This is a genomic window from Shigella sp. FC1661, assembly GCF_001712525.1.
Classification (GTDB): domain Bacteria; phylum Pseudomonadota; class Gammaproteobacteria; order Enterobacterales; family Enterobacteriaceae; genus Escherichia; species Escherichia coli.
Genome location: NZ_MDGW01000393.1, coordinates 1 through 858 on the forward strand (window position 1 = coordinate 1; position 858 = coordinate 858).

Sequence of the window (858 nt, forward strand, 5' to 3'; positions counted from 1 at the left end):
AACCGAAGAACACGGCGGTGCGGAGTCCGGAGAGTAACGGAATAGCAGAGAGCTTCGTGAAAACGATAAAGCGTGACTACATCAGTATCATGCCCAAACCAGACGGGTTAACGGCAGCAAAGAACCTTGCAGAGGCGTTCGAGCATTATAACGAATGGCATCCGCATAGTGCGCTGGGTTATCGCTCGCCACGGGAATATCTGCGGCAGCGGGCTTGTAATGGGTTAAGTGATAACAGATGTCTGGAAATATAGGGGCAAATCCAGCAACATTGTTAAATACTCGCTACGTTATACCAGGTGCCATTAATCAGTTTTTGCAGCGGTCGGTAATACACACCGTTGACGTTATCCGCTGAGTTACGGCCGGTATCCGATATCGATATCCCTGACAATCCGTGTCCGGCAGGTGCGCGAAATCTCCACGAAACGGTGTTTGAAGTGGCACACTGAATTTGGCCACCTGAACAGAGGTGATATGCTCACCTCAGAACAACACAGGTGCTCCAATGAAAAAAAGAAATTTTAGCGCAGAGTTTAAACGCGAATCCGCTCAACTGGTTGTTGACCAGAAATACACGGTGGCAGATGCCGCCAAAGCTATGGATGTTGGCCTTTCCACAATGACAAGATGGGTCAAACAACTGCGTGATGAGCGTCAGGGCAAAACACCAAAAGCCTCTCCGATAACACCAGAACAAATCGAAATACGTAAGCTGAGGAAAAAGCTACAACGCATTGAAATGGAGAATGAAATATTAAAAAAGGCTACCGCGCTCTTGATGTCAGACTCCCTGAACAGTTCTCGATAATCGGGAAACTCAGAGCGCATTATCCTGTGGTCACACTCTGCCAAGTG

Annotated in this window: 1 protein-coding gene and 2 pseudogenes; 2 read left to right on the forward strand and 1 reads right to left on the reverse strand. The window is 48.0% G+C overall.

Annotation, left to right across the window (positions count from 1 at the left end; all coding sequences use genetic code 11):
* The coding region (locus tag BFF42_RS18810; protein WP_024167457.1) for an integrase core domain-containing protein at positions 1-254 on the forward strand (254 nt) is incomplete at its 5' end.
* Between the two features lie 20 nt (positions 255-274).
* Here the strand turns inward: BFF42_RS18810 and BFF42_RS27025 are convergent.
* Positions 275-439 (reverse strand): annotated as a pseudogene (locus BFF42_RS27025) (phage tail protein); the annotation flags it as partial.
* 69 nt (positions 440-508) lie between these two features.
* Between BFF42_RS27025 and BFF42_RS18820 the strand changes: the two are divergent.
* Positions 509-858, forward strand: a pseudogene (locus BFF42_RS18820) (transposase); the annotation flags it as partial.